General features: G+C 70.5%; 23 protein-coding genes. 9 read left to right on the top strand and 14 right to left on the bottom strand.

All coding sequences use genetic code 11. The annotated features are described in order from the left end of the window. Positions 1-9: 9 nt before the first annotated feature. The gene (locus tag ACGFNI_RS26760) at positions 10-378 is read right to left on the bottom strand and encodes an ArsR/SmtB family transcription factor (RefSeq protein ID WP_393687201.1); all 369 of its coding nucleotides are present in this window, start codon (positions 376-378) and stop codon (positions 10-12) included. 94 nt (positions 379-472) lie between these two features. Between ACGFNI_RS26760 and ACGFNI_RS26755 the strand changes: the two genes are divergently transcribed. From ACGFNI_RS26755 to lnt, 3 genes are all read left to right on the top strand, one after another. Beyond that, entirely contained in the window at positions 473-2,518 is a 2,046-nt protein-coding gene (locus ACGFNI_RS26755) for a heavy metal translocating P-type ATPase (protein WP_393687200.1), read from the top strand. 233 nt (positions 2,519-2,751) lie between these two features. After that, positions 2,752-4,692, top strand: a complete 1,941-nt coding sequence (locus tag ACGFNI_RS26750) for an ABC transporter ATP-binding protein (protein WP_393687199.1) — start codon at positions 2,752-2,754, stop codon at positions 4,690-4,692. A gap of 189 nt (positions 4,693-4,881) precedes the next feature. Further along, positions 4,882-6,411 carry an apolipoprotein N-acyltransferase gene (gene lnt, locus ACGFNI_RS26745; RefSeq protein ID WP_393687198.1) on the top strand — a complete coding sequence of 510 codons (1,530 nt, stop codon included), beginning with the start codon at positions 4,882-4,884 and terminating at the stop codon, positions 6,409-6,411. Here the strand turns inward: lnt and ACGFNI_RS26740 are convergent. Further along, entirely contained in the window at positions 6,383-7,288 is a 906-nt protein-coding gene (locus ACGFNI_RS26740) for a Gfo/Idh/MocA family protein (protein ID WP_393687197.1), read from the bottom strand. The genes lnt and ACGFNI_RS26740 overlap by 29 nt on opposite strands. 315 nt (positions 7,289-7,603) lie before the next feature. Between ACGFNI_RS26740 and ACGFNI_RS26735 the strand changes: the two genes are divergently transcribed. Then, positions 7,604-8,080: a hypothetical protein gene (locus ACGFNI_RS26735; protein ID WP_393687196.1), complete on the top strand. Its 477-nt coding sequence runs from the start codon at positions 7,604-7,606 to the stop codon at positions 8,078-8,080. A 23-nt stretch (positions 8,081-8,103) separates the two neighbouring features. Here ACGFNI_RS26735 and ACGFNI_RS26730 read toward each other — a convergent pair whose 3' ends face one another. From ACGFNI_RS26730 to ACGFNI_RS26700, 7 genes are all read right to left on the bottom strand, one after another. After that, positions 8,104-8,646 (bottom strand): hypothetical protein, encoded by a 543-nt coding sequence (locus tag ACGFNI_RS26730; RefSeq protein WP_393687195.1) that lies wholly within the window; start codon positions 8,644-8,646, stop codon positions 8,104-8,106. Between the two features lie 99 nt (positions 8,647-8,745). Next, positions 8,746-9,414, bottom strand: coding sequence for a uracil-DNA glycosylase (locus ACGFNI_RS26725; RefSeq protein ID WP_393687244.1), 669 nt, complete (start codon positions 9,412-9,414; stop codon positions 8,746-8,748). A 147-nt stretch (positions 9,415-9,561) separates the two neighbouring features. Beyond that, positions 9,562-10,332 carry an SDR family oxidoreductase gene (locus ACGFNI_RS26720; RefSeq protein WP_393687194.1) on the bottom strand — a complete coding sequence of 257 codons (771 nt, stop codon included), beginning with the start codon at positions 10,330-10,332 and terminating at the stop codon, positions 9,562-9,564. A gap of 28 nt (positions 10,333-10,360) precedes the next feature. Beyond that, positions 10,361-11,122 (bottom strand): 3-oxoacyl-ACP reductase FabG, encoded by a 762-nt coding sequence (gene fabG / locus ACGFNI_RS26715; RefSeq protein ID WP_393687193.1) that lies wholly within the window; start codon positions 11,120-11,122, stop codon positions 10,361-10,363. 270 nt (positions 11,123-11,392) lie between these two features. Next, positions 11,393-11,788, bottom strand: coding sequence for a DUF3037 domain-containing protein (locus ACGFNI_RS26710; RefSeq protein WP_393687192.1), 396 nt, complete (start codon positions 11,786-11,788; stop codon positions 11,393-11,395). Then, positions 11,785-12,609, bottom strand: a complete 825-nt coding sequence (locus tag ACGFNI_RS26705) for a HipA family kinase (protein ID WP_393687191.1) — start codon at positions 12,607-12,609, stop codon at positions 11,785-11,787. The genes ACGFNI_RS26710 and ACGFNI_RS26705 overlap by 4 nt, the downstream gene beginning before the upstream one ends. 78 nt (positions 12,610-12,687) lie before the next feature. Continuing rightward, positions 12,688-13,119, bottom strand: a complete 432-nt coding sequence (locus ACGFNI_RS26700; protein WP_393687190.1) for a hypothetical protein — start codon at positions 13,117-13,119, stop codon at positions 12,688-12,690. Positions 13,120-13,375: 256 nt separating this feature from the next. Between ACGFNI_RS26700 and ACGFNI_RS26695 the strand changes: the two genes are divergently transcribed. Further along, complete coding sequence (locus ACGFNI_RS26695) at positions 13,376-13,777, top strand: DUF3592 domain-containing protein (RefSeq protein ID WP_393687189.1); 402 nt, start codon at positions 13,376-13,378, stop codon at positions 13,775-13,777. A gap of 1,394 nt (positions 13,778-15,171) precedes the next feature. Here ACGFNI_RS26695 and ACGFNI_RS26690 read toward each other — a convergent pair. Genes ACGFNI_RS26690 through ACGFNI_RS26680 form a run of 3 tightly spaced genes read right to left on the bottom strand, consistent with a single transcriptional unit; the run spans position 15,172 to position 16,248 of the window. Continuing rightward, entirely contained in the window at positions 15,172-15,597 is a 426-nt protein-coding gene (locus ACGFNI_RS26690; protein WP_393687188.1) for a hypothetical protein, read from the bottom strand. Then, positions 15,584-15,874 carry a hypothetical protein gene (locus tag ACGFNI_RS26685; protein ID WP_393687187.1) on the bottom strand — a complete coding sequence of 97 codons (291 nt, stop codon included), beginning with the start codon at positions 15,872-15,874 and terminating at the stop codon, positions 15,584-15,586. Before ACGFNI_RS26685 ends, ACGFNI_RS26690 begins: the two co-directional genes overlap by 14 nt. After that, positions 15,820-16,248 carry a WXG100 family type VII secretion target gene (locus tag ACGFNI_RS26680; RefSeq protein ID WP_393687186.1) on the bottom strand — a complete coding sequence of 143 codons (429 nt, stop codon included), beginning with the start codon at positions 16,246-16,248 and terminating at the stop codon, positions 15,820-15,822. The genes ACGFNI_RS26685 and ACGFNI_RS26680 overlap by 55 nt, the downstream gene beginning before the upstream one ends. A 733-nt stretch (positions 16,249-16,981) precedes the next feature. Between ACGFNI_RS26680 and ACGFNI_RS26675 the strand changes: the two genes are divergently transcribed. From ACGFNI_RS26675 to ACGFNI_RS26665, 3 genes are all read left to right on the top strand, one after another. Further along, the gene (locus ACGFNI_RS26675) at positions 16,982-17,539 is read left to right on the top strand and encodes a DUF3291 domain-containing protein (RefSeq protein WP_393687185.1); all 558 of its coding nucleotides are present in this window, start codon (positions 16,982-16,984) and stop codon (positions 17,537-17,539) included. Positions 17,540-18,664: 1,125 nt separating this feature from the next. Further along, positions 18,665-21,076, top strand: a complete 2,412-nt coding sequence (locus tag ACGFNI_RS26670) for an SdrD B-like domain-containing protein (RefSeq protein WP_393687184.1) — start codon at positions 18,665-18,667, stop codon at positions 21,074-21,076. 311 nt (positions 21,077-21,387) lie between these two features. Continuing rightward, on the top strand, positions 21,388-22,068 hold the full coding sequence (locus tag ACGFNI_RS26665) for a hypothetical protein (RefSeq protein WP_393687243.1): 681 nt from the start codon (positions 21,388-21,390) through the stop codon (positions 22,066-22,068). 7 nt (positions 22,069-22,075) lie between these two features. Here ACGFNI_RS26665 and ACGFNI_RS26660 read toward each other — a convergent pair whose 3' ends face one another. Then, on the bottom strand, positions 22,076-23,413 hold the full coding sequence (locus ACGFNI_RS26660; RefSeq protein WP_393687183.1) for a right-handed parallel beta-helix repeat-containing protein: 1,338 nt from the start codon (positions 23,411-23,413) through the stop codon (positions 22,076-22,078). An 87-nt stretch (positions 23,414-23,500) separates the two neighbouring features. On the opposite strand from ACGFNI_RS26660, the gene ACGFNI_RS26655 reads away from it, so the two are divergent. Then, entirely contained in the window at positions 23,501-24,658 is a 1,158-nt protein-coding gene (locus ACGFNI_RS26655; RefSeq protein WP_393687182.1) for a Dyp-type peroxidase, read from the top strand. A 443-nt stretch (positions 24,659-25,101) separates the two neighbouring features. Here the strand turns inward: ACGFNI_RS26655 and ACGFNI_RS26650 are convergent, their stop codons facing one another. Further along, positions 25,102-26,034 (bottom strand): NADP-dependent oxidoreductase, encoded by a 933-nt coding sequence (locus tag ACGFNI_RS26650; RefSeq protein WP_393687181.1) that lies wholly within the window; start codon positions 26,032-26,034, stop codon positions 25,102-25,104. Positions 26,035-26,376: the final 342 nt, after the last annotated feature.

Raw genomic sequence — 26,376 nt, 5'->3', positions numbered from 1 at the left:
GCAGCCGCGCTACGCCGGGTCGGCCACGTCCGGCAGGTCGCGGGCGCCGAGGCGCAGGTGCTCGATGTGGTAGACGGCCTCGTCGAGGAGCTGGGCGACGTGGGTGTCGTAAAGGCTGTAGACGATGCGGCGCCCCTGGCGTGAGCCGGTGACCAGACCCAGCGCGCGCAGCAGGCGCAGCTGGTGGGAGACGGCCGACTGCTCCATGCCGACGGCGTCGGCGAGTTCGCCGACCGGGCACGGGCTCTGCCGGAGCCGGGTCAGGATCATCAGCCGGGAGGGCGTGGCCAGCGCCTGGAGCGTGGCGGCGATGGTCGCGGCGGCGTCCGCGTCCAGATGCGCCGCCGGTGTGGTGCGGCCGTCGACTCCGTGTCCCATGAGACACATCGTATCCGGCACACACATGAAGACCTCTTCACTTATTCCGCTATGGTGTGCGCGTTACCGACCCCGCTCCCCCGAGGTGCCCTCCATGACGTCCACGCTGATCGACGGCGGTACGGGTCGCTCCGGCCGCACACCGCCCGCGCCCCCCGCGCCCGCTCGGCGCACCCGGCTCTTCGCGCTGCCCGAGGTCCGCTGGGCCGCGCTCGCCGCGCTCGCCTTCCTGCTCGCCTTCCCACTCGACCTGGCGGGCGCTCCCGCCTGGACCTGGGGCCCGCTGTACGCGGTGTGTTACGCGGCCGGAGGCTGGGAACCCGGCCTCGCGGGCCTGTCGGCGCTGCGCGAGCGCACCCTCGACGTGGATCTGCTGATGGTGGTCGCGGCGATCGGCGCGGCCACGATCGGGCAGTTCCTGGACGGCGGGCTGCTGATCGTGATCTTCGCGGTCTCGGGTGCCCTGGAGGCGCTGGCCACCCGCCGCACCGAGGACTCCGTCCGCGGACTCCTCGACCTCGCGCCCACCACCGCCGTACGGATCGGCCGGGCGGCCGGACCCGCGGGCGCCGACCGTGAGGAGCAGGTCGAGGCGACGGCGCTGCGGGTGGGCGACACCGTGCTGGTGCGCCCCGGGGAGCGGCTGCCCGCCGACGGAACCGTGCTGGACGGGGCGAGCGAGGTGGACCAGGCCACGATCACCGGTGAACCGCTGCCGGCCGGAAAGGCCGTGGGCGACGAGGTGTTCGCGGGCACTCTGAACGGCACCGGAGCACTGCGGGTGCGGGTGGGGACCGATCCGTCGGATTCGGTGATCGCGCGGATCGTGGCGATGGTGGCCGAGGCCAGTGGCACCAAGGCACCCACCCAACTGCTGATCGAGAAGGCCGAACAGCGGTATTCGGCGGGTGTGGTGATCGCCACGCTCGCCCTCTTCGGTATCCCGCCGGCCTTCGGGGCCGACGTCACCACGACGCTGCTGCGGGCGATGACGTTCATGATCGTGGCGTCCCCGTGCGCGGTGGTACTGGCGACCATGCCGCCGCTCCTGTCCGCCATCGCGACGGCGGGCCGGCACGGCGTACTCGTCAAGTCGGCCGTAGCGATGGAGGAGTTGGGGGCGGTGACGCGAGTGGCGATGGACAAGACCGGCACCCTCACCGAGGGGACGCCCCGGGTGGCGGAGGTCGTCGCGCTGCCGGGCCGCGACGAGTCGGCGGTGCTCGCGCTCGCGGCGGCAGCCGAGCACGCCAGCGAGCACCCGCTCGCGCGCGCCGTGCTGGCCGCGGCCCGGGAGCGGTCGCTGCCGGTGGCCGCCGCGCGCGACTTCTCCTCCGCTCCGGGGCGCGGCGTGCGGGCCGTGGTCGAAGGGCGGACCGTGCAGGTCGGCAGCCCGGCGGCGCTCCTGGACGGCCCGGAGGGCGGCACGCGGGGGACGTCCTCTGCACGGTCAGCGACCGCCCCGGACCCGCGGCCCTTGGCGGTGGCACGGGAGGCCGTGGCGGCGGCCGAATCCGCGGGCCGTACGGCCGTGGTGGTGCTGGTGGACGGCGAGCCCGCCGGGGTGCTGGCGCTCGCCGACCGGCTGCGGCCGGGCGCACCGGCGGCGGTGGCCCGGCTGGCCGCCCTGACCGGCACCGAGGTCACCCTGCTGACCGGCGACAACACCCGCGCCGCCGCCCGTACGGCACAGGACGCCGGCATCGCCGACGTGCGGGCCGGGCTGCTGCCGCAGGACAAGGTCGCGGCGGTCGTCGGCTGGCAGGAGGACGGCGCGAAGGTGCTGGTGGTGGGCGACGGCGTGAACGACGCGCCGGCGCTGGCCGCGGCGCACAGCGGTGTGGCGATGGGGCGGGCCGGTTCCGATCTGGCGCTGGAGACGGCGGACGCGGTCGTGGTGCGGGACGAGCTGGGCGCGCTGCCCGCGGTGATGGCGCTGTCCCGGCGGGCCCGGAGGCTGGTGGTGCAGAATCTGTGCATCGCTTCGGTGTGCATCACGGCGCTGGTGGTCTGGGATCTGGTCGGCCATCTGCCGCTTCCCCTGGGCGTGTTGGGGCACGAGGGGTCGACGGTCCTGGTGGGGCTGAACGGGCTGCGGCTGCTGCGGACCACGGCCTGGCGGCGGGCCGCGGACGGCTGACCGGGTGGGCTCGGGCCTCCGGTCGCGGGCGAGGGGCGTGGGCGTGAGCACGGGATTGCCTGCCCCCCCGTTCCCGCGTCCCCCGTAAGGGTCTCCCCCGCCGTCACGGACGCCCCCCGGGGGTGACCAGCGAGGAATCCCTTGACCTCAAGTTTGATTGAGGTCCTAGGTTCCTGTTCAGTCGCCGGTTCGCACGGCGATCCCTTGACGAACCGAGCCCCTTGGAGACCGCGATGGACATGGAAGTCACCGCCTGGCATTCGCTGCACAGCACAGTGACCGCGCAGCAGGGCAAGCGCTCCTTCTCCCGCACCACGCTGCGGCGGATCGCGGCCTTCGCCCGCCCGCACCGGCGCAGGCTGCTGTGGTTCCTCCTGCTGAGCACGGCCACCGCGGCGCTCGCGGTGGCCACCCCACTGCTCGCCGGACGGGTCGTGGACGCCATCGTGCACGGTGACGCCGCCCGCACCGTGCTGGTCCTGTCCGGTCTCATCGCGCTGATCGCGGTCGCCGAGGCGGGCCTGGGACTGCTCACCCGCTGGCTGTCGGCGAGCATCGGCGAGGGACTGATCCTGGACCTGCGTACCACCGTCTACGACCACGTCCAGCAGATGCCGGTCGCGTTCTTCACGAGAACCCGCACCGGCGCTCTGGTCAGCCGCCTCAACAACGATGTGCTGGGCGCCCAGCGGGCATTCAGCGACACCCTCTCCGGGGTCGTCAGCAACATCGTGACGCTGCTGCTCACCCTCGTCGTGATGCTCGGCCTGTCCTGGCAGGTCACCCTGATCACGCTGGTGCTGCTGCCGCTGTTCGTGCTGCCGGCCCGCCGTGTCGGCCGCCGGCTGGCCGCTCTGCGCCGTGAGGGCGCCGACCACAACGCCGCGATGGGCACCCAGATGACCGAGCGGTTCTCCGCGCCGGGCGCCACCCTCGTCAAGCTGATGGGCCGCCCGGCCCGCGAGTCCGCCGAGTTCGCCGCACGGGCCGGCCGGGTGCGCGACATCGGCGTGCGCTCCGCGATGGTGCAGACGTACTTCGTCACCGCGCTGACCCTGGTCTCCGCACTGGCCCTGGCCGTCGTCTACGGACTCGGCGGATTCCTGGCCCTGCACGGCCAGCTCGAACCCGGCGCGATCGTCTCCCTGGCCCTGCTGCTCACCCGGCTCTACGCCCCGCTGACCGCGCTGTCCGGCGCCCACGTCGAGGTCATGAGCGCGCTGGTCAGCTTCGAGCGGGTCTTCGAGGTCCTGGACCTCAAGCCGCTGATCTCCGAGAAGCCGGATGCCAGGACGGTGCCCGAAGGCCCGGTTGCGGTCGAGTTCGACTCCGTACGCTTCGGCTACCCGTCGGCCGACAAGGTGTCCCTGGCCTCCCTGGAAGAGGTCGCCACCCTCGACACCCGGGGCGGCGAACAGGTCCTGCACGACGTGTCCTTCCGCGCCGAACCGGGTCAGATGGTGGCACTCGTCGGCTCGTCGGGCGCCGGCAAGTCGACCATCGCGCAACTGCTGCCGCGGCTGTACGACGCCGACGCGGGCGCGGTCCGGCTGTCCGGGGTGGACGTCCGCGACCTGACCGCCGCCTCGCTGCGCGACGCGCTCGGCATGGTCACCCAGGACGGACACCTCTTCCACGACTCGATCCGCGCGAACCTGCTGCTCGCCAAGCCGGGCGCGACCGAGGACGAGCTGTGGAGCGCCCTGCGCCGCGCCCGGCTGGCCGACCTGATCGGCTCGCTGGCCGACGGCCTCGACACCGTCGTCGGCGAACGCGGCTACCGCCTCTCCGGCGGCGAACGGCAGCGGCTGACCATCGCCCGGCTGCTGCTGGCACACCCCCGGGTGGTGATCCTCGACGAGGCCACCGCCCACCTGGACAACACCTCCGAAGCCGCGGTCCAGGAAGCCCTCACCGAGGCCCTGGAGGGCCGCACCGCCGTGGTCATCGCCCACCGGCTGTCGACCGTACGGGCCGCCGACCTCATCCTGGTCGTCGAGGCGGGCCGGATCGTCGAACGCGGGACGCACGACGCGCTGCTGGCGGCCGACGGGCGCTACGCCGAGCTGTACCGGACCCAGTTCGCCGACGCGCCCGGCGGCCCCGACGCCGACCGGGACGCCGCCCCTGAGACCGGCCACGAGCCCGCCGGGGAAGCCGCGCTGGTGCGCTGACGGCCCCCGGGACCGAACCTCCGCCACGCGGCGGTGCCCCACCGGCGCCGCTGCGTGGCGGTCCGCCGTCCGCAGCCCGCGCGATCTTCGCCGGGTCCGCCCCCTGTCGGTCACCGCCCGACGCGCGCACACTGGCCGTCAGCCGTGAAAATAGGCCGGACCTGCAGGCTCTGCCGAAGGGGAGGCGGTATGCGCACACCCGGTGTTCAGCGGACGTGGCGGATCGGCTCCCGCTGGCGGCGGAGCCTGGCCGCGCTGTGCTGCGGGGCCCTCCCGGCGCTCGCCTTCCCCGCACCGTCCTGGTGGTGGCTCGCCTACATCGCCGTCGTCCCCTGGCTGCTGTTGATCAGGACGGCGCCGACGGCCCGACGCGCGGCCCTGGAGGGCTGGTTCGGCGGCACCGGCTTCATGCTGGCGGTCCATCACTGGCTGCTGCCGAACCTGCACGTCTTCATCCTCGTCCTGGCCGCCCTGCTCGGTGCGCTGTGGGCGCCGTGGGGGCTGCTGGTGCGCGCGCTGCTCGGTGGCACCCCGCGGGCGGGCCGGTGTGCGGCGGCGCTGGTCCTGGTGCCGTCCGGCTGGCTGCTGATCGAACTGGTCCGGTCCTGGGAGACGTTGGGCGGCCCGTGGGGACTGCTCGGCGCGAGCCAGTGGCAAGTGCCGCCCGCGCTGCGGCTCGCCTCGATCGGCGGGGTGTGGCTGCTGAGCCTGCTGCTCGTGGCGGTGAACACCGCGCTCGCGCAGCTGATCGCGGTGGAGCGCGCCCGGCTGCCGGCCGTCGTGGGCCTGCTGGTCTGCGCGCTGGCCGGCACCGCCGCCTGGTACGGCGCCCCGGTCCCCCGCAGCGACGGCACGGTACGGGTCGCGGTCGTCCAGCCCGGCACCGACGGCGGGCCCGACGGACGGCTGGCCCGCAGCGAGTCGCTGACCCGCGCCATGGCGGGCCGTGGCGTGCGGCTCGTCGTCTGGGGCGAGAGCAGCCTCACCCGGGATCCGGCCGACCACCCGCGGCTCGCCGCCCGGCTGGCCGCGCTCTCCCGCGAGACCGGCGCCGACCTGCTGGTGAACGTCGACGCGCGCCACGCCGGGCAGCCCGGGATCTACAAGAGCGCCGTGCTGGTCGGGCCGCACGGGCCGACAGGTCAGCGCTACGCCAAGATGCGGCTGGTGCCGTTCGGCGAGGTCATCCCGTTCCGGCCGCTGCTGGGCTGGGCGACCCGGGTCGGCGATGCGGCGGCCGTCGACCGCAGGCGCGGCACCCACCAGGTGGTGATGCCGGTCGCCACCGCTGACGGGCTGCGCATCGGGCCGCTGGTGTGCTTCGAGACGGCGTTCCCCGACATGAGCCGGCATCTGGCGGCCGACGGCGCGCGGGTGCTGGTCGCGCAGTCATCGACCGCGACATTCCAGGATAGTTGGGCGCCCGCGCAGCACGCGTCACTGGCCGCACTGCGGGCCGCCGAGACCTGGCGGCCGATGGTGCACGCCACGCTCACCGGCGTCAGCGCGGTGTACGGCCCGCGCGGCGAGCAGGTCGGCGAGCGGCTGGGCACCGACCGCAGCGCCGCCGCCGTCTACGACCTGCCGCTCGCCGAAGGCACCAGCCCCTACACCCGGCTCGGCGACTGGCCCGTATACGGCGCGCTGGCGGCGCTCGGCCTGTGGGGCGCGACCGCCGCGCTGCGCCGCGTCAGCCGGACTGGGCGAGCGCGTCGGTGACGACCCGTTCGCACAGTTCGTGGGTGCGCAGCGCGTCCAGCGCCGATGGCCGCACACCGGCCCTGACGTCGTCGAGGAAGGACAGCACGATCTGCTCGATGCCACGCTGGCGGGCGACCGGCACCCAGTCACCGCGCCGCCGCACCGACGGCTGCCCCTTGTGGTCGATGACCTCGGCGAGGTTGACGACCTGGCGCCTGGCGTCCTGACCCGAGACGTCGAGGATCTCCTCGGCTGAGCCGCTGAGCCGGTTCATGGTGCCGATGGCCGTGAAGCCGTCGCCGGAGAGCGTCAGGACGACGTGCTCCATCAGCCCGTCCCTGATCCTGGCGCGCACATCGACATGATCGAACTCGCCGGGTGCCAGGAAGCGAAGGGTGTCGATGACGTGAATGAAGTCGTCCAGCACCAGGGTGCGGGGGTCCTCCGGGAGGCCGACGCGGTTCTTCTGCATCAGGATCAGCTCGCGCGGGTGCTCGCGGCACTGGGCGTAACCGGGCGCGAAGCGGCGGTTGAAGCCGACGGCCAGGCCGACACCGCGGTCCTCGGCGAGATGGACGAGGCGCTCGGATTCCGCGTATTCGTAGGAGACCGGCTTGTCGACGTAGGTGGGTACCCCGGCCTCGATCAGCCGTCCGACGATCTCCGGGTGGGCGGCGGTCGGCGCGTGCACGAAGGCCGCGTCGAGCCCTGTGGCCAGCAGCGATTCCAGGTCCGTGTGGCGCTGCCCGCCGGGCAGCCGGTGGGTGTCGCCGACCCGCTGGAGGGTGGCCGGGGTGCGGGTCTGCAGGTGCAGTTCCACGCCGGGCTGCGCTCCCAGCACGGGCAGGTATGCCTTCTGGGCGATGTCGCCGAGCCCGATGCAGCCGACCTTCACGCGTTCTCCCGGGGTAGTGCCGCGGCCCGCATCGGTCGCAGCGCCGCGTGTGCCGGAAGTTTACGGGGCGGGGGGTGGCGGACGGTCGCCGGTCGGCGATGCGTCCAGGCCGCGCAGGGCACGGAACCGCTGAACGCGATGCCGTGCACGGCCGGCGGAGCGCACGGGCAGCCCCACGGCACGGACGCACCCCGAGCGGACCTCTGCACCGCTCCCGTGCCTCGCGTCGCCTTGCCGCCTCGCCGATCACCCCTGCGGGGACTTCCCCCGCGCGCCTGCGGCCAGGAGAGTGGCGGGGTGCACCGTTTGCCCGTAATGACTGTTCTGGCGGTGGTGGTCGTGGCGACCGCCACCGGCTGCATGACCGTCGCGCCCCGCCCGGCTCCCGACGGTCCGCGCCGTGCCGCGCCGCCCCCGCCCTCCGTGGAACCGACCGGCTCGGGCCTGCCCACGCCGGCCGGGGAACGGAGCGGGCCGCGGAAGCCCGGACCGCCACCGGACCGTCCCGGAGCGAAGGACCGCCGGAAGCCGCCCGGCCACGGCCACGGCGCGCGGGACCGCGGCATGCCCGGCGAGGCCACCTCGCACGGCCACGGACGGTTCGTGCCCGCGCCCGGCGGAAACGGTCCGGTGCATCAGGGCGGCGGGGCGGCCCGGCCGGCACCCACCCGCGCACCGCGGCTCGGCGGGTTGCCGGCCGGTGCGGATCCTTGCGCGCTGGGCCGGACGTACGGCCACTGGCAGCAGGGCGGCGCCGCGAACCGGATCTGCCGTCAGACCTACGGCGGGTAAGGCGGCACGGACAGCGGGTCAGGCTACGACGGCCGTCCCGGGGCGGCGCCGATGCGGCCCTCCAAGTGCTCGATCTCGGCGCGGAAACCGCGCCGGTACGCGCCGTCAGTCAGGGCATCGGCCCACACCCGCGCCCGCAGCAGCTGGGCACGGGCGTCGGCCGGGCGGTCGAGTGCGACGTAGTCGGCCGCGAGATTGAGGTGCAGCACCGGGAAGAAGGCGCGCAGGGCGATGACGGGGTGGCGCGGGCCGCGGCCGTCGGCGACCTGTCCCCCGCCCCGCGTGCCGGTGTCCGCTTCGGGCCGCTGGGTGAGGAAGCCTTCGGCGACCTCCAACGCCCGCACATCCCAGTCGAGTTCGTCCTCCGGGTCGTCCTGGGTGTCGGCCATGTAGTGCGCGAGGGTGCAGCGGTGGAAGGCGTTGCCGTACGGACCGAGCTCGTGCCACAGCGCGTGCAGGCGGTTGCGTGCCTCTTCCCTGTCACCGGCCCGGTGCAGCATGATCGCCTGGCCGATCCGGGTCAGCACCCCGTCATCGGATGTCTCCTCCCGCTGCTGCTCCGTCACCGCTCACTCCCGCGTCGGTCCGCCGCTTGTGCCTCCCGACGCTAACCGCCGGGTGACGCCGCCGCGCGGTGTGCGGGACGGCGCGGGGACGGGCCCGACTCAGCCGATGTCGGGGATCCGCCAGTCGATCGGGGTGTGGCCCTGGGCCGCGACCGCTTCGTTGATCTGGGTGAACGGGCGGGAGCCGAAGAACTTCTTCGCCGACAGCGGGGAGGGATGCGCGCCCTGCACCACCGCGTGCCGCTGCTCGTCGATCAGCGGCAGCTTCTTCTTCGCGTAGTTTCCCCACAGCACGAAGACCGCCGGGTCGGGGCGGGCCGCCACGGCACGGATCACCGCGTCCGTGACCTTCTCCCAGCCCTTGCCCTTGTGCGAGTTCGCCTCGCCTTCGCGGACGGTGAGTACGGCGTTCAGCAGCAGCACGCCCTGCTGGGCCCAGGGCATCAGATAGCCGTTGTCCGGCACCGGGTGGCCCAGCTCCTCCTTCATCTCCTTGTAGATGTTGCGCAGCGAGGGCGGGGTCTTGACGCCGGGCCGCACGGAGAAGCAGAGGCCGTGCCCCTGGCCGGCGCCGTGGTACGGGTCCTGGCCGAGGATGAGCACCTTCACCTGGTCGTACGGCGTCGCCTCCAGCGCCGCGAAGACTTCCTCGCGGGGCGGGTAGACCGGACCGCCCGCCCGCTCCTGCTCCACGAAGTCGGTCAGCTCCTTGACGTAGGGCTTTTCCAGCTCCTCGCCGAGGGCGCCGCGCCAGGACTCGGGCAGCATGTCGGTCACCACGTAACAACCTCCGGTGTGCGTTCCGTTCTCGTGTACAGAACTTACCGGCGACCACTGACAACGCAGGAACGGGTGGGGCGGCGGCCTCTGCGGACCGCCGCCCCACCCGTGCCGGGAAGACCGGGCGCCCGGTCGTCAGACCCCGGCGTTGAGGAACAGACCGCCGTCGACGACCAGCGTCTGGCCGGTGATCCAGCCGGCGGCGTCGGACAGCAGGAAGGCTGCGGCCCCGCCGATGTCCTCGGGGACGCCGAGCCGTGCCATCGGGTACCCGGCCGCCGCCTCCTCCTCACGGTTCTCGTAGAGCGCCGCCGCGAACTTGGTCTTGATCACCGCGGGCGCGATGGAGTTGACGCGGGCGACGGGCGCGAATTCGTGCGCGAGCTGCATCGAGAGGTTGACCAGCGCGGCCTTGCTCATGCCGTAGGCGCCGATGAAGGGCGAGGCGTTGACGCCGGCGATCGAGGCGATGTTGACGATCGCGCCGCCGTTGTCCTTCTGCCAGGCGTGCCAGGTGCGCTGCGCGAAGCCGAGCGCCGAGATGACGTTGGTCTCGTACACCTTGCGGGCGACGGCCAGGTCGAGGTCGGCGATCGGGCCGAACACCGGGTTCGTCCCTGCGTTGTTGACGAGGTAGTCGACGCGGCCGAAGGTCTCCATCGTCCGCTCGACGGCGACGGCCTGATGGGCCTCGTCGTGTGCCTTGCCCGCGACGCCGATCACCCGGTCGGCGCCGAGCCGCTCGACGGCCTCCTTGAGCGCGTCCTCGTTGCGGCCGGTGATGACGACCCGGTCACCGCGGGCCACCAGTGCCTCGGCGATGCCGTAGCCGATGCCGCGGCTCGCACCGGTGACCAGCGCCACCTTGCCTGAGGGCTCGGGGAGCGCGCTGTGCTGCTCGGTCATGTGCTGTTCTCCTGGGTCGGTGGGGCGGTCAGTTGAGCGGGCCGCCGGCGACGTACATGACCTGGCCGGAGACAAAACCGGCCGCCTCACCGGTGAAGAAGGCGATGGCGTTCGCGATGTCCTCGGGGCGGCCGACGCGCTGCACCGGGATCTGGGTGGCGGCTGCGGCCTGGAAGTCCTCGAAGCCCATGCCGACGCGCTCCGCGGTCGCCGCGGTCATGTCGGTGACGATGAAGCCGGGAGCGACGGCGTTCGCGGTGACGCCGAACTTGCCGAGCTCGATGGCGAGGGTCTTGGTGAAGCCCTGAAGACCGGCCTTGGCCGCCGAGTAGTTGACCTGTCCGCGGTTGCCGAGCGCCGAGCTGGACGACAGGTTGACGATCCGGCCGAACTTGGCGTCCACCATGTGCTTCTGGCAGGCCCGCGACATCAGGAACGCGCCCCGCAGGTGCACGTTCATGACCGTGTCCCAGTCGGTTTCGCTCATCTTGAACAGCAGGTTGTCGCGGAGCACCCCCGCGTTGTTCACGAGCACGGTCGGTGCGCCCAGTTCGGCGGCCACCCGCGCGACCGCCGCCTCCACCTGCGCCGCGTCGGAGACGTCGGCGCCGACGGCGATGGCCCTGCCACCGGCCGCGGTGATCGTCTCGACCGTGTCCTTGCAGGCCGCCTCGTCGAGGTCGAGTACGGCGACGGCGCGGCCCTCGGCGGCCAGACGGACGGCGGTGGCCGCGCCGATGCCGCGGGCCGCGCCCGTCACGATGGCGACGCGCTGCTCGGTGGTGGACATGCGGGTTCTCCCTACCCTCGAAACCTCGAACGCCGCGACCAGCGGCTGCCGCACCGTTCCCGAAGGTGAGCAACCGCTTAGTCGCTTCAGCAGGGCTGACGCTAGAAGCCCGGCCACCCGCTGTCAACGCCCACCGCCGCGGCGTTGCCCACCTCACCTGCGCAGGACGGCGGAAGGTGGCCCGATGCGCACGGCAACGAGCCGAAAACGGCCGGGCGGCGCCGCGCCGGCCCTCCAGGACCCCTGCGCAGCGCCGCCCGGCCACCCCCGTCAGCGCACCAGCAGTTCCAGCAGCCGTTCGGCCTCGACGGCCGGATCGGTGGTCAGGCCGGTGTGGACGGGGCCCGGCTGGACCACGGTGCTGCGCGGCGCGATCAGCCAGCGGAAGCGCCGCCCGGCGTCGTCCTGCGCCGCCTGGCCCGCGCACTCGCCACCGTGGCAGATGCCTTCGACCGCGCTCAGTGCCGCCCGCACCCCCTCGACGTCAGCGGCCCGGTCCAGGCACAGCAGCCTGGCCTCGTCCAGATGCGTGCGCGCCTCCACGAAGCGCCGGGCGTGGCAGTACACGACCACCCCCGCATTGATCATCTCGCCGCGCTCGACCCGGGGGACGACCTTCAGGAGCGCGTACTCGAACACGTCGCGCCCGTTGTGCAGACCGCTCACTTCACTGCCCTCCGCGGCGGCTTGCCCGCCAGCCACTCCGGCGCCCTGGAGGGCTTGTCCGGGGTGCGTTCGCCAATGGTGATGCGGTCGCTGATCACCGCCGCGCGGACCAGCAGCGTGCGGACGTACGCACTCCGCAGCTCGTCGGCCGACCCGAAGCCGGGCTCGTCGACCAGCCACTCATCGGGCACGTCGGCCGCGATCTCGGCCAGCAGTTCCTCGGAGATCTGCGGCACGAACTCGTCGGCGGCCAGCGCGATATCGGGATCGAAGGTGGCCAGCACGTGATCCGTGGCGTCGTAGGGCTTGGCGGACGCCTTCTCCGCGCCGGGCCAGTTGTGGTGCCAGATCATGGTGGCACCGTGGTCGATCAGCCACAGCTTTCCGTGCCAGACCAGGAGGTTGGGGTTACGCCAGGACCGGTCGACGTTGTTGATCAGGGCGTCGAACCACACCACGCGGCCCGCCTCACGCGACCCGACCTCGAAGGCGAGCGGGTCAAAACCGAGCGACCCGGGGAGGTAGTCCATCCCCAGGTTCAGCCCTCCACTGGCCTTCAGCAGCTCCTGGACCTCCTGGTCCGGCTCCCCCAGGCCGATCACCGGGTCGAGCTGCATCAAGGCCAACTCGGGCACCCGCAGCCCCAGCCGCCGGGCCAGTTCCCCGCAGATGATCTCGGCGATCAGGGTCTTGCGCCCCTGCCCCGCACCGGTGAATTTCATGACGTACGTACCGAGATCGTCGGCCTCGACGATCCCCGGTAGCGATCCGCCTTCACGCAACGGCGTGACGTAGCGGGTCGCGATGACTTCGGTCAGCATTTCCCCAGGTTATACGGCCCAGTAGCCTGAACATCGAAGGTGTGACGTCAGGCACGTGCGACCCGAGAAGCTCCGCAATCAACCCTGGGGAGAACCTGGGGAGTTTCGGCCGGCGCCCGGCTCTCCCGCTCCCCCGAACATTCCGTCGATCGCGGTGCGCCCCCAGCTCCCGGCCTCCGGCATGAAGTGCGCGCAGTAACCGAGCGTAATCATTGACGACGAGTGTCCGAGCCACTGGGCCAACGTGACCACGGACCCGCCCGCCTCCAGCAGGATCGAAGCGCAGGTGTCCCGCAGCACGTAAAAGCCGTCCTTGGGTGATGCCGCCCACTGCCGGGGCTTCACCCCCACGGGACGCTGCGGAATAAGTCCAGCCTTGGCCAGGGCAGGCTTCCACGTGTTGGTGCTCCACGTATTCACCGCGATGGCGTTACCGAACCACGTGGTTAGCAGCAGCGGGAATTTCTTCGTCGGCCTGTCCTGCCAAGGCCGCTCCCAGGGAAATTCCACGTCCGCCAGCGAATACTTCCACCGGTGGATACTTCTTGATGGGGCTCTTCAGCCCTCCGGGCGGGCAGATCGGAGAGCGGGAGTCGGCAGACGGGCCTCCCTGGGACAGACCTGGACGGTGAGACGAATAGGCGGGATACGGAACTCCTGAGCGGCCTACCTGACTGTCCACCGGGAACCGCATCCACTCGGTGCAGCGTCCACTCCTCCGACGGGAGATGCCGGACGAGTCGCGTGAGGCACGGAAGGGGAGGCAATGATGTGGGTTGCCCTGTCGCTGCTAGCAGGTCTCACCGTCCTCGGGTTCGGCACCCGTGAGGCCGTGATCCAGCACCGCCTCCAACGCGAAGGGATCCGCTCCAGGGGCCTGGTGATCCGCCACCACATGAGTAGAAGTGACGGAGACGGCAGCCCTGTTTACTTCGCGGTGGTCGAATTCGTTGATGCGCAGGGCAGTCGGCACGCGTTTCAGTCCGGGTCATCCGGAGTCAAGGGCCTCCCCGTGGGAGGTCGGGTTCCGGTGCGCTACCTTCCCGACGCCCCGGAGACCGCGCGAATCGACCTCATCCGGAGACGGTTTGGGGACGTCGCGTCTCTTCTCGCGGTCGGCAGCCTGTCCACGGCCGCCGGGATCTGGATGCTCGCCACCGGCCGTTGAGCTTGTTCCTCGGTTGCCGCCCTGAGATGCCTCTGCAGGACCCTTCGTTAGTGGGCGAGAGCCAATGGAGGTGGTACGCGCGGGCACCGACCGGGGCCCCGCCGCCGCGAGCACCGGCGGGGCCTCCGTGCGGGTGGCAGGTGGCCAACGGCCTTTAGCCCACCACTGAAATGTTGAGCGGGATCGGCTTTTACGTACGGTTGGTGCGCTTCGCGCAGTGCTTTTTCTTACCACTCCTTTGACGAGACACACCTTTATGATCACCTTTCTGCCTTCCTTCAGGTTCAGATTCTCCGTCCTGAGCTTGCCCTTCCCGCCAGCCTTGACCGAGCTGATGAACTTCCCATTCGCCGTGTAGATACCTGCCCAGGCGGAATAACCGTCAGACTTCTGGTCCAACACCCGCAGTTTGTCGCCCGATGATTCTCAGTATGCCCTGCCGCCTTTATGGCTGTCCGTGGTCGTGAAACTTACACTGGCGAACGCCGGAGCCGCTCCGGCCAGACCGATCGCGACAGCCGCAGTGACCGCGCCGGCGGCCGTACCCAGCTTCATTAGTTTCAACTCTCTCGACTCCCCTGTTGTTCGGCCTGCACTAATGACGCGCCGTCCTTCTCGCGGCGCTGGCAGAACGTCGGATAAAACACTTTGACACAGCACAAAATGTGGGCGCCTGAGTATTGGCGCTTTGGCGCAAAAATTCCGGATCGACGACCTGCGCAGAACGATGAACTGCAATAATGCGCGGCCCGCAGACCTGGGATGGCGCAAATTAGTCGCTGTTGACGGCGTTACAAGTGTCAGGGTTTGGTGCCGAGTGTGCGGCTGCGCACGAATTCCAGGCTGCTCGACAATGCGGCGGCAACGCACGCCAGGTGCAGCTACTGACCAGCACGTAGATGCTCGCCATTGACCTGGGATGGGGCAATTTCAAGGGTTTTCGGGACAACCGACGAATCCAAAAATCGCCGCGTTCAGTAACCGCTCGGTAGGCGCCAGCCGGTGCACGACGTATGGCCGCGCGCCAGCGCAGCATCGTGGTCAGCCGCCCCCGCCTCGCGGGCGCGGGTCGATGTCCCCTCGTCGCCGGTATCCACCGGCAGTTGATCCTCGCGCTGGGCGAGGACCCCGACCGTCCAGGTCTCAAAGGCACACCGCCCGGATCACGCTGGCCGAGCCCGGCTGACCGGCACCCGGCACCCGGCACCCGGCACCCAGCACGCGGCACGCGGCACGCGGCGAAGACAGGACCTAACGCCGCGTCAGGCCGCCGTCCGTCCGGCGTCCTCGCCACAGCGCCGAGCGTCAAGCCGGGGCCGGTGAGCCCGGCGCACCAGATCGCCGGAGAGTGCGGGGCGCGAGTCCGCCCGCGCGGGCGCCGGCCTGCCGGCGCTCTACTCTCCCCACCGAGGTGCGGCTGTTCTGCACACCCCGGCGAGCATGAGGTACGTCAGATCCGTCGACTCGCCCTCGGGAATACGGGTCCGCAGCACCATGGCCGTGGCATGCAGTGTGCTGCCGTCATCAAGGAACTGGATCATGCAGCCGACCTGCAGGGCGCCTTGGGCGTAGGCTTCGCGGGCGCTTTTGCGCGTCTGCCTGATGAGCGAGTCCACGTGCTCGCGCTTGGCCTGCGTCCCCCTCGCCTGCTCCTCGATGCGGCGCCGGATCGCGACGTCCCTGGTGTTCGGGTCGAGGTCGAGGTGCGCCCAACTCGACGGGTATCTCAGTGTGTAGCGCGCCGGAGCGCCCGACGGCCGCTCGTCGGATGGCAGCAGCCGCGGCTGCGCGGTGCCGTCCTGTGTCTCATGCGAGTTCAACCAGCGCCTTTGCAGACTCGTTGTCCGTGTCGGTGAAGTTGTCGACGATGCCCTGCGTGGCCTTGTTGAACGTGTCCACGTTGTCCTGGACCCGTTCCTGGCCGGCCGACCATGCCTCGTCGAAGTTGTTGACGCCCGCGATCAGACCGGAGTCGCCCACATCGTCCGCCGAACCGACCTTGTCCGACTTCGCGGTCTCGTCGATCCGGCCGCGGATCTCCTTCAACACGTCGATGGTTTTGACGAGTTCTTCCACCGGGATGTGAATGCGCGACATGACGTTCCTCCCCTCCTCTCACCGGCCGGGTTCCGCGGCGCCCGAGCACCGCGGAACCCGGCCGTGGTCAAGAAGTCAGCCGATGACGCCGGACGACTGGACGTCGTGTCGACGAACGCGTCGGCGACCTGCTGGATGAACTGGCTGACGCCCTGCAGGCCCTCGATCGCCTCCTGGGTGCCGCTCTTGTACTCCTCCCAGTACGGGCGGAACTTCGTCTCGGAGCCCGGGGTCGCGTAAGCCGCCTCGACCAATTCCTCCATCTTGGTGTTGGCCTCCTGGAGGCTCTGCTGCATCATTTCCTTCTGGTTCTGCAGCCAGGTGGAGGCCTCCCGCATCTCGTCGGGGCTGATCTTGATGTTTCCGGCGGCCATGGCCGTTCCTTTCGTCGTTCTGTCCGTATCCGTGGAGTGCGTGGCCTGCGAGGCACACGCGCACACCGGGCAGTACGGAACGTCCTGCGGCCTGGTTCACCCCTGTTGCAGAACGGTGACAAATCCAGCTCCGCCCCACTTCCGGCACCGGGGCGCGGGACGGGGCAGTGACGGCAGGTCACGCCGACCGGGAGCCCCCTGCACCTGCCCGACGGCGTGGACCGGGGGGCGGACCGGCCACGCCGGCGGCGCACGGTGTCCCCATGCGGCCCCGTCTCCCGGGCGACGCACGCGTTGGAGCGTCCACGCGCGGCGTGCGGCACCACCTGTGGCACGCACCCACAGTCGGTGCTCGGTCTTGTGGCCGTAGGCCATCTTCTTCAACCGCACGCGCTCGGCGGCACTCGGGGCTACCGGACAGGGGGCGCGGACGGGCACGGCAGGCGACCCGATCGGCCGAAGTGGATCACTGGTAGCCGCGGCCTGCCCCGCCCCAGCCCCCGTAAATGACCGGTGCAGGAAGCCACTTGGACAGGGAAAACGCAACTTCGACATGGCCCGCAGAGGCAGCTACCTTCACCTGGTCTTCGGCGATCACCCACGGTCGCACAGGAGTTCCTTCCGGCTGAGCCACCCGCGACAGGGCGAGTTGGTCACGCCCCACGAATCCTCGCCCCCATGCGTAAGCCACCGAACCGGGTCACACCAGGCACCCCCAACCAGGGAGAGAAGCATGTCTCATCTTGCGCTGTACACATTCGGCGTCCTGAAGTCACCTCTCGCCGATCCCGCACCTCTCACGCGCGAGTTCTACGACAGAGGTGAGGCCGTCTACCGGAAGATCAGTCAGCACCCCGGATACCTCGCGCGTGCCGAAGCGGCAGACGGTGACCGGGGCTCACACTTCGACGCGGACTGGGGTGCATGGGGAGAGTTCGCCGTACCGACCTGGTACGGCAAGGGCCGTACGGTGGAAACCACCGCCCTGGCCGCGACCCTCTCGCTCTGGACCGGCCTGCGCCCCGCCTTCGACGCCATCTACACCGGTCAGCACCGAGAGGCGCTGAACAGGCGTTACGACTGGTTCGAGAGGACAGAACACCCAAATTACGTGTTCTGGTGGGTCTCCGACGGCCTGATACCCACCTGGCAGGACGGGGTTTCCCGGCTGGAGCACCTCCACGACCACGGCGCCGCGCCGCACGCCTTCACCTTCCACCACTCGTTCACCCCGGACGGAACTCCGACCAGGTTCAAAGGCATCGGGCCGCAGAGCGACCAGGTCCGCTGAACCGACGGTTCTTCCTTGGACGTCGCACACGACACTGCCGGCGACGGACACCGGCGCCCGGCAGGGCAACGGAGTTGGATGCCGCGGTGAAGCTCCGCGATTCCCTGGTGTCCTGAGTGCGCCCGCCAAGGAGCGCCCTCACGGACGAGACCACCAGCCCAGCGTCAGCGGGAATCGACCGACGTAGCACCCCTCTCACAGGGCATCGACTTCGGCGACCGGGAAGCCGTAGACCTCAGCGCCCAGCGCGAGCAAGACAATCCCCCTCTCCCACCTCGTCACCACGACCGGCGACTCCCACCGAATCGCCGAGGCCCTCGCCGGCAAGGGCGTGATCCGGACAGCGAGTTTGTCGTAGCGGGTGGGTGGCGACGCTGCTGGCCTGCTTCAACAGGTCTCCCGGGACAGGTACGCCCGGTCGGCCAGGACACGGGCGAGCCGGGTGCGCGGGCCGCTTTCCGGATCCGCATACCAGGTATCACGCCACGTCAATCGTGCAGCAAGCGAACCGGACCAATCTCGACTACGCGATGCCCCTGTGTGACGAGCACGTCCCAGGCACGTCATCCGGACGGCACGGACCCGAAGGGACCAGGTTTGGCCATCACTTCACCGTCGCACATTCTTCCGGTTGCCATTCTCTGAGCGCTCGGAGAATATCGCGGATCCCGATGGATCCGAGGAGTTCTGCTGGTGACGGCGAGACTCCAGGGGATAGGATATCGCGCGCTGCTCGCGATGGCGGTCGGTGAGGTGGGGGTGGGGGCGAAGCACCGTGATTGAGCTGCAAAAACACGCAATTCAGGGCGGTCCCGCCCGAGTTCATGAACGTGCGTTTACTTTTCCTGGCCTGCGGCGCTTTCAACTCACCCACCAATTCCCTCACATGATTACCACAACGCGGCCCACGCAACAGTAGTGGGCCCATTTCCCTTCCGTGACGTTCGCGCCTGGGGCACGAAGTGGACGTGTAGCGAGAAGCGAGTGCTTCATTTTCACGACAAGAGAAGTGTGGAGTGTGATGCCATGAACCGACTCGGCAGAGACTCGCGCCGGTCAGCCCGGAGGCTTGTGGAGCCGCCGGCGCGCATCGCGTTATCTGTTCTATTGCTGGCAGGCGGCGCCGTGGGAGCGACGACTGGACCGGCTGCCGCTTCAACCGCCGACGGCACGCTGACGGTTGAGGTGCTGCGCGACTTCTTCGGCACCGGCGTGATCAACGCGACGATGGACGTGCCACAGCGAGGCATGAAGGTGGAGATCTCCGACCCCGCTGGGCACCTAGTCACCGGCGTCACGGATGCCACCGGAAAGGTCGTGGTGTCGCGGTCGACCGTGCTGAGCGGCGGCCAGTACCGCGTCGACGTCAGCGTCCCGGCGCCGTACAGCGGCCATCTGCAGGCAGCGCCTGCGTCGACGGCGGGGGACCACTTCGACAGCTTCACGTCGTACGTGGATGTGTCGGGCGGAAAGAACGCCTCGGTGGTGACGGGGGTGTGGGATCCGGCCGACTACGCACTGCCGGACTCGCGGTACTTCGTGCCGATCCACAACGGCGCCAACGGGACCGACAACCGGGCGTTGGTGGCGTTCGGGACGAAGACCCGGGGCACGTGTCCCACCGATGTGGCGTGCCCGACCACACTGGCCACGCAGGACCAGGTGGGCACGACGTTCGGGTTGGCGTACGACAAGTACCGGACCCGGCTGTTCCAGAGCGCGTTCGCCCGCCGGTACGCCCCGTACGGGCCGCAGGGCGGGGGCGCGATCCACACGGTGCCGGTCAACGGCTCGGGTGCGCCGGAGCTGTTCGCGCGGGTGCCGGACGCCACGGTGACGCGGCACGACACCGCCAACATGATCAAGGATCCCGGGTTCACCGACGCGCCGGGCAAGGAGAGCATCGGTGGCCTGGCCCTGTCGGAGGACGGCTCCACGCTGTACGCGGTGAACCTGCGGACCCGCAGCCTGGTGAGCTTCGACGCGACAGGGGCCACCGCCGCGGCGCCCAAGTCGACGGTCCCGATCCCGGACCCGGGGTGCGCGAGCCCCGACGACTGGCGGCCGTTCGGTCTCCAGGTCCACAACAACACGCTGTACGTCGGCGGTGTGTGCAGCGCGGAGAGCACGCAGCAGCGCGCGGACCTGAAAGCCTTCGTCTCCACCTACGACGGCAAGCGGTTCACCACGGTGCTGAGCCACCCGCTCACGGACAAACGCGGCAGCGTCTTCGGTTCCGGCGACAAGGCCACCCACTGGAACCCGTGGAACACCAGCCTGGACACGTGGGACGACCGGAATACGGGCAGCGTCTTCATCGATCCGCAGCCGGAGCTGGCCTCCCTCGCCTTCGCCCGCGACGGCTCGATGATCCTGGGTTTCCGCGACCGGTTCATGGACGTGCTCAGTTGGGGAGGGCTGGACCCCCGCCTGGGGAACGACACGGCGGAAAACGGCATGTCCGGTGGTGACATCAGCATGGTCTGCGCCACTCCCACCGGTGAATACCAGTGGGAAGGCACCGGGAGCTGCCCCAACCACGCCACCCCCGCCAACAATGGCGGCCAGGCCGCCGATGTCGTCGAATACTTCCCGGGCGACTCTTACGCCAACGCGCACCAGGAAACCGCGCTGGGGTCGGTGGCCTATATCCCGCAGCAACAGTGGGTCGTCAGCACGGAGTTCGACCCGGTCGTCAACGTCGCGACCTCAGGGACCGGGTACCACGACATCACGACCGGTCAGGGCCCGGGCAACAACCCGACCGCCAACGGGTTCCAGTTCGTCAGCCAGGCACAAGGCGGGTTCGGCAAGGCCGGCGGGCTCGGTGACATCGCGTACGCGGCGGCGAACGCGCCGATCCAGATCGGCAACGTCGTGTGGTTCGACGGCGACCACAACGGGATTCAGGACCCGGGGCATGTGCTGCTGCCGGGGGCGACGATCAACCTGCTGGACGCGGACGGCAAACAGGTCGCCACGACCAGGACCAATGCCGCCGGCGAGTACTACTTCGGTGGTGTCGGCGCCGCGTACGAGCTCACGCCGGGCGCGAAGTACACGGTGCAGTTCGACGTGTGCACCGCGGACACCGGCCAGGTGCCCGAGCAGCCCCCGGCGCGCGAGCTGAGGTTCACGCTCCCGCGGGCCGGTGCCAACCGTGGGCACGACTCCAATGTGACCCCGCCGACCACCGGACCGTTGTGCAACGGCTACGCGCCTGTCACGGCGCCGGACAAGCCGGGCGGGGTCGATCACACGATCGACGCCGGGGTGTACATCCCGAAGGAAACCCCGACCCCGACCCCGACGCCGACTCCCACACCGACACCAACGCCGACGCCGCCCGCGGCCTCCACACCGCCGTCACCCGCGCCGCCTGCCAACCACCCGGCCCCGGCCGGTGGAGGCAGGGGTTCGCTGGCGGACACCGGTACGCACGGGCTGGCGGAGATGATCGGCCTCGTCGGTCTGCTGGTGAGTGCGGGCCTGGTCATCGCGTTCGTGACCCGGAACCGTCGCGCCCGGCAACTCTGAACGAACCGCACAACGGTGATGTGCCCGTCCGCGATCCGGACGGCGCGGACGGGCACATCACGTCTCGGCCAATCCACGAGGGCCTTGCCTCGGCGTGGTCTGCCACCGGACTGCCGAGTGCCGCCGCGAGCCCGCGGCGGCCGGACGGTGTGGTGATCGAAAGGATGAATCGGAGAGTGTCAGCGTCGAACCACGTGCGGAGCGTGAGAATCCGGCAAGCCCCACCGGGTCGTCCGGCTGACCGGCGCCGCTGGCCGCGGTCGCGCCGGGCCGCGGCCTTCATCGGCATCGCGGCCGTCGCGGTGGCCGCGGTGGCCGCGTTCCTGGTCGCCGACGGCGGCGCCGACGCCGGCGGTCCGCGCCCGCTGACGACGGATGAGGCGAGCCGGCTGGCGATCACGCGATTCCGTAACTACCAGGCGCAGGGCCGCGCGGTGACGTTCACCGTGCCGGGCACTGCCGGCGGGCTGACCGTCACCGGGTCCGTCGACTATCGGCGCAAGGTCGGTTACGGCGTGGTGCACGGCACCGGGCGTGACACGTCAAGCGACGGGCTGATCCAGTGGACGCCCACCGCGGTGCATGTCCGCCCGATGACGGACGCCCCGGCGCACGCACCCGCGTCGCCGCCCCGCTCGGGCTGGTACGACCGTCCGCTGCTGTCGTCCGGCAGTTCGCTGGACACCTCCCTGTCCATCGCGCTCGGTCTCGGCGGCGACCGGCCGGACAACGCCGAACTGCTGCCGCAGAACGGCGCCGCCTGGCTGGGACGGGATCAGGTGGACGGGCATCGGGTGGACGTCATGACCGGACCGTCATCCCCTGACCGCTCCGGTACGGCGGGCAACGTGCGCTACTGGATCGGCTCCGACGGCACCATGTACCGGGTCCGCGTCAGCGTGGGTTCGCAGCCGGAGCCGGTAGTCATCGACTTCGACACCCACAAGTACGTTCCGGTCAAGCCGGTACCCGGAACCACCCCGACCCGGTAGCCGCTGTTCAGGACATCTGTACCCGCGCGTTCGCGGCGAGCAGGGACACCGGCGGCAGCCTGATGTCCTCCGTCTCCGGCAGGGCCGGGACGGACGGGACAGCGGTGGCGCCCGCGGTGGCGGCGTCGGGGAACTGCGGCTGCGGGGCAGGCGCCGCGACCTCGGTGAACGGGATGCCACCGGGTGCCGTCGGCGCCGCCCACGTGCCGACAGGCGAGGACGCCCCGGCCGGAAGCGGACAGGCCGCAGTGGTCGCGAGCCGGGCGGGCACGGTGGTGCGCAGATCGTTGCCCCGCAGGCAGTTGCCCCGTCCCCGGGTAGCGGTGGGGAACGTCCAGCCGACGTCGACGCCGTTGCCGGTGAACGTGTTGTCCACGATCTGGTTGCCGACCGGAGGTATGTCGGTGGTCGCGGTGATCATCAGCCCGGCGTTGTGGTTGCCGGCGATGCGGTTGCGGATGAACCGGTTGTCGCTGCCACCGTCGATGCCGACGCCGATGCCCCACCCGCCGTCGGCCTGCTCCGGGGTGGCCGTCTGCTGGTTGGCGGCGATCAGGTTGCCCGCGATGACGGAGCCCTTCTGCGGGAGCAGTTTCTCCTGGTGGTCGGAGTTGGTGGTGAGTCCGACCCGGTTGCCGACCAGGCGGTTGCCGACCACGTACATGTCCTCGCTGGCGTTGGTGCCTTCGTAACCGACCGCGTTGAGTTCGGCGACGTTGTGCCGCACCACGATGTGGCAGGGCTTGCACTGGCCGACATAGATCCCCGAGTCGGCGCCGCCCGACGCGTACGAGTGCTCGATGACGCCGTTCCGGGCGGAGAACGCGTAGATGCCGTACAGACCGTTGCGGGTCGCGGTCACGTGGGAGACCAGGAACGACTTCAGGAAGGTGACGGGCTCGTCGCCGGTGTCGTAGCCGCCGCTTCCCCCCGGCAGGCCGGCGGCCGCCTTCGCCGAACCGGTGACCAGGACCCCGTTCTGCGTGTTGTTCTCCACGGTCAGGTTCTCCACGGCCACCCCGGGCGCCGAGACGACGACGCCGTTCGGCTGCTGCAACCGCCCGTCGATGACGACCTTGTCCCGGGACAGACCGCGAAGAGTGACGCGCGCCGTGTCGACCTTCACCGACTCGTGGTACACGCCCGGCGCGACCAGCACCAGGTCACCGGGCCGAGCCAAGGACACCGCATCCGAGATCGTCGGGGCATCGGCAGGTACTCCGATCGTCACATGCGCACCGGCCGGACGCCGGCCTGCGCCCGATCCGCCATCGCCGCCGCAGCCTGCCACCAGTGTCAGCGTGCCCACTACCGCCGCCAACACGCGAAGAGCTAATCGAGGCATGATCCCAGTCTGGCATGAAGCCCAATTCCCCGCCAGAATCCCGAGGTTGACCGGCACGCGCGATTCGGGTGTGGCACTCTGCCCTCCATGCGCCGAGCCGATCACCGCCCGTCACGCCGCACGTTCCTCGATGTCACCGGCGCCATGATGGCCGCCGGTCTGACCGCCGGGTGCACATCGGAATCCCCCCAGCCAGGCCGGCCCGCCCCCACCCCAGGGGCCACGCCGATGCCGGTTCCGGCGACGGGCCGTCATCAGGCAGGCATCACGCTCCCCCAGCCGGCCCAGCCCCACCTGCTCGCCGTGGTGGCCGACCTCGGTGCCACCGTGGCTCCCGGCCCGTTACTGGCCGAACTCGGCCAGGCCATCCGCACACTCACAGCGGGGACCGACACGCGGCTGCTGGGCCTGCCGCCTGGCGACCTCACCGTGACCGTCGGCGTGGGCCCCCGGCTGGTGCGCACGGCCGGTGCCTCGCTGCCCGGCACGGCCGACCTCCCGCGATTCTCCCGCGAGCGGATCGCCCCGCAAGCACGCGGTGGTGACCTGCTGCTACAGATCTGCGCCGGCGACGCGCTGCTCTTACCGGTCGTCGCCGCCGCGCTTCTGGACCAGGCCGGTGACCGCGTCCACGAACGCTGGCGCCAGTCCGCGCGCCGCGGTACGAACGTGTCCGTCGGCAACGGCCTTACCGCGCCACGCAACCTGCTCGGTTTCATCGATGGCATCGTGGGCCCGCACACGACCGCCGAACAACAACGCGACCTGTGGCTGGCGGGGCCCCCTGCGGTCGCCGGCGGCACCCTTGCCGTACTGCGGCGTATGGAACTCGACCTGCCCCGGTTCGCCGCCCTGTCCGTGGCCGAACAGGAAGCGGTCTTCGGGCGGCGCCGGGCCAGCGGCGTCCCCCTCTCCGGCGGCGCCGCCGCCTCGGGCCCGGAACTCGGAGCCAAGACACCAGACGGGCGCTATCTCGTCCCCGCGGACGCCCACGCGCGCAGAGCACACGCCACCGTGGTCGGGGTCGGGCTCATGCTCCGCCGCTCCTACAGCACCGACGAGCCCGCCCCCGGCCTGCTCTTCATCAGCTTCCAGAACGACCTGCGGACCTTCACCGCCACCCTCACCCACATGGACACGTCCGACGCGCTGCTGCCCTTCACCACCACCACCGCCAGCGCGACATTCCTGATCCTCCCCGGCTTCGACCGGCAACACCCGCTCGGTTCCCAGCTGTTCGGCTGATCACAATCAACTTGAGGGCGGGGAGGCCGCGATGCCTCACACTGCCTGTCGATTCGCCTGCGTCACGGGACCAGGCCGGACACCGTCTCCGTCGGGGCCCGGCGGGCGGCCGGCCACCCGGTTTCGACCGCGAAATGCACCAGCGCAGGCACAAGACCGCATGCAGGATCGGCCTGTTGAAGCAGGCCAGAAGCGTGGCCACCCGCTACGACAAACTCGCTGTCCACTACGAGGCCACCGTCCAACTCACCTTGATACGGCAGGCACTGTGACCACACCTCAAACACGCCCCAATGCCGACCCAGCGGTGATCACCGGCTACAAGGCGGCCCGGAACCGGCCCCTGCCCCTGCCCCGCGGCCAGTAGCTGTCCAACAAGGCACTGGCCGCGGGGCGGGCCCCGGTTGAGCACGGCTTCGCCCACGCAAGACCCCACGACGGGATCAGACGGTGAGGACCAGCTTGCCCTGGAGGTGACCTCCGTCGAGCAGCCGGTGCGCGTCGGCGACGCGCTCGAACGGGAACGTCTCCTGCACGTGGACACGGAGCTTGCCCTGTTCGACGAGTTCGACGAGACCTCGCAGAGCGACCGGATCGGGGTCGACCGCGATGCCGCTGAAGCGCATACCGGCCGCCTCGTACTTGGCGACGAGCTCCGAATCCCCCTCGGCGACCGCCGTCACCAGGTGACCGCCCGGTCGGAGCACTTCGAGCGACCGCTCGACGGTGTCGCCGCCGATCGTGTCGAGCACGACGTCCATGTCGCGGACCGCCTCGGTGAAGTCGACCGCCGTGTAGTCGATCACCTCGTCGGCGCCGACCCCCTCGACGAACTTCCGCTTGCTCCCGCCGGCGGTCGCGATCACGTGCGCGCCGAGCGCTTTCGCGATCTGGATCGCGACATGGCCGACCCCGCCACCACCGCCGTGGACCAGGACGCGGTCGCCCTCGGTCACGCCGCCGAGGTCGACGAGGCCCTGCCACGCCGTCAGCCCGACGACCGGCAGCGCCGCCGCCTCGACGTGCGAGAGCGACGCCGGCTTGCGTACCAGGTGCAACGCCGGCGCCGACACGACCTCGGCGTACGCGCTCGCCGCCCGCGGGAACAGCGGCATCCCGAACACCTCGTCGCCGGGCCTGAACCGATACGTCAGCGATCCCTCCTCGACCACGCCGCTGATGTCCCAGCCGAGGACGAACGGCGGCCGGCCGATCAGCGGGGGGAACTCTCCGGCGCGCAGGAGCGCCTCTATCGGGTTCAGGCCGATCGCCTTGACGCGGACGAGAACCTCGGTCGGAAGGGGCTGGGGCTCGGGGGCGTCCACGATGGTGAGCACCTCGGGACCGCCGAGTGCCTGCTGGGTGATGACTCGCATGACTCTCCTGTCTCGGAAGGGGGAGAAACCCAGGCTAGGTTTCCGATAGGAACCAGCAGGTACCTTTGGCGCCATGAGCGGTTTCGGTCCCGGTGATCCCTTCCCCGCCGACACTGAGTAGCCTCTCGGCCGCTACTCGGTCGGTCCGTCCGCGCTCGGTCTGCAGGCTCCCGACGGGTTGGGCGATCTGCCACATCGAGGTGGTGGCCCTGGCCACGATCGCGAGCGTCTCGCCGGTCTCACCCCAGGTGCGGTGCACGAGGTCAAGCGCGTGATCCACCGGCGGTCGGCAAGGCCGGCGGAAGACACCGAAGCGCAAAGGGCGAGCGGGGCGTCTTCACG

Origin of the sequence: Streptomyces sp. NPDC048644, assembly GCF_043199105.1 — a bacterium.
In the GTDB taxonomy this organism is placed as follows: domain Bacteria; phylum Actinomycetota; class Actinomycetes; order Streptomycetales; family Streptomycetaceae; genus Streptomyces.
Note: the sequence above shows the minus strand (reverse complement) of the source record. Positions and strands in the feature narration are given on the sequence as shown.

Bases quoted from the DNA above. Each gene is read 5' to 3' on its own strand.
- ACGFNI_RS26760 (WP_393687201.1), bottom strand. From the start codon at position 378: ATGGGACACGGAGTCGACGGCCGCACCACACCGGCGGCGCATCTGGAC.
- fabG (WP_393687193.1), bottom strand. From the start codon at position 11,122: ATGTCCACCACCGAGCAGCGCGTCGCCATCGTGACGGGCGCGGCCCGC.
- ACGFNI_RS26685 (WP_393687187.1), bottom strand. From the start codon at position 15,874: ATGTCGCGCATTCACATCCCGGTGGAAGAACTCGTCAAAACCATCGAC.
- ACGFNI_RS26675 (WP_393687185.1), top strand. From the start codon at position 16,982: ATGTCTCATCTTGCGCTGTACACATTCGGCGTCCTGAAGTCACCTCTC.
- ACGFNI_RS26660 (WP_393687183.1), bottom strand. From the start codon at position 23,413: ATGCCTCGATTAGCTCTTCGCGTGTTGGCGGCGGTAGTGGGCACGCTG.
- ACGFNI_RS26705 (WP_393687191.1), bottom strand. From the start codon at position 12,609: ATGCTGACCGAAGTCATCGCGACCCGCTACGTCACGCCGTTGCGTGAA.
- ACGFNI_RS26695 (WP_393687189.1), top strand. From the start codon at position 13,376: ATGATGTGGGTTGCCCTGTCGCTGCTAGCAGGTCTCACCGTCCTCGGG.
- ACGFNI_RS26735 (WP_393687196.1), top strand. From the start codon at position 7,604: ATGACTGTTCTGGCGGTGGTGGTCGTGGCGACCGCCACCGGCTGCATG.
- ACGFNI_RS26680 (WP_393687186.1), bottom strand. From the start codon at position 16,248: ATGGCCGCCGGAAACATCAAGATCAGCCCCGACGAGATGCGGGAGGCC.
- ACGFNI_RS26725 (WP_393687244.1), bottom strand. From the start codon at position 9,414: ATGCTGCCCGAGTCCTGGCGCGGCGCCCTCGGCGAGGAGCTGGAAAAG.
- ACGFNI_RS26755 (WP_393687200.1), top strand. From the start codon at position 473: ATGACGTCCACGCTGATCGACGGCGGTACGGGTCGCTCCGGCCGCACA.
- ACGFNI_RS26750 (WP_393687199.1), top strand. From the start codon at position 2,752: ATGGACATGGAAGTCACCGCCTGGCATTCGCTGCACAGCACAGTGACC.
- ACGFNI_RS26655 (WP_393687182.1), top strand. From the start codon at position 23,501: ATGCGCCGAGCCGATCACCGCCCGTCACGCCGCACGTTCCTCGATGTC.
- ACGFNI_RS26650 (WP_393687181.1), bottom strand. From the start codon at position 26,034: ATGCGAGTCATCACCCAGCAGGCACTCGGCGGTCCCGAGGTGCTCACC.
- ACGFNI_RS26720 (WP_393687194.1), bottom strand. From the start codon at position 10,332: ATGACCGAGCAGCACAGCGCGCTCCCCGAGCCCTCAGGCAAGGTGGCG.
- lnt (WP_393687198.1), top strand. From the start codon at position 4,882: ATGCGCACACCCGGTGTTCAGCGGACGTGGCGGATCGGCTCCCGCTGG.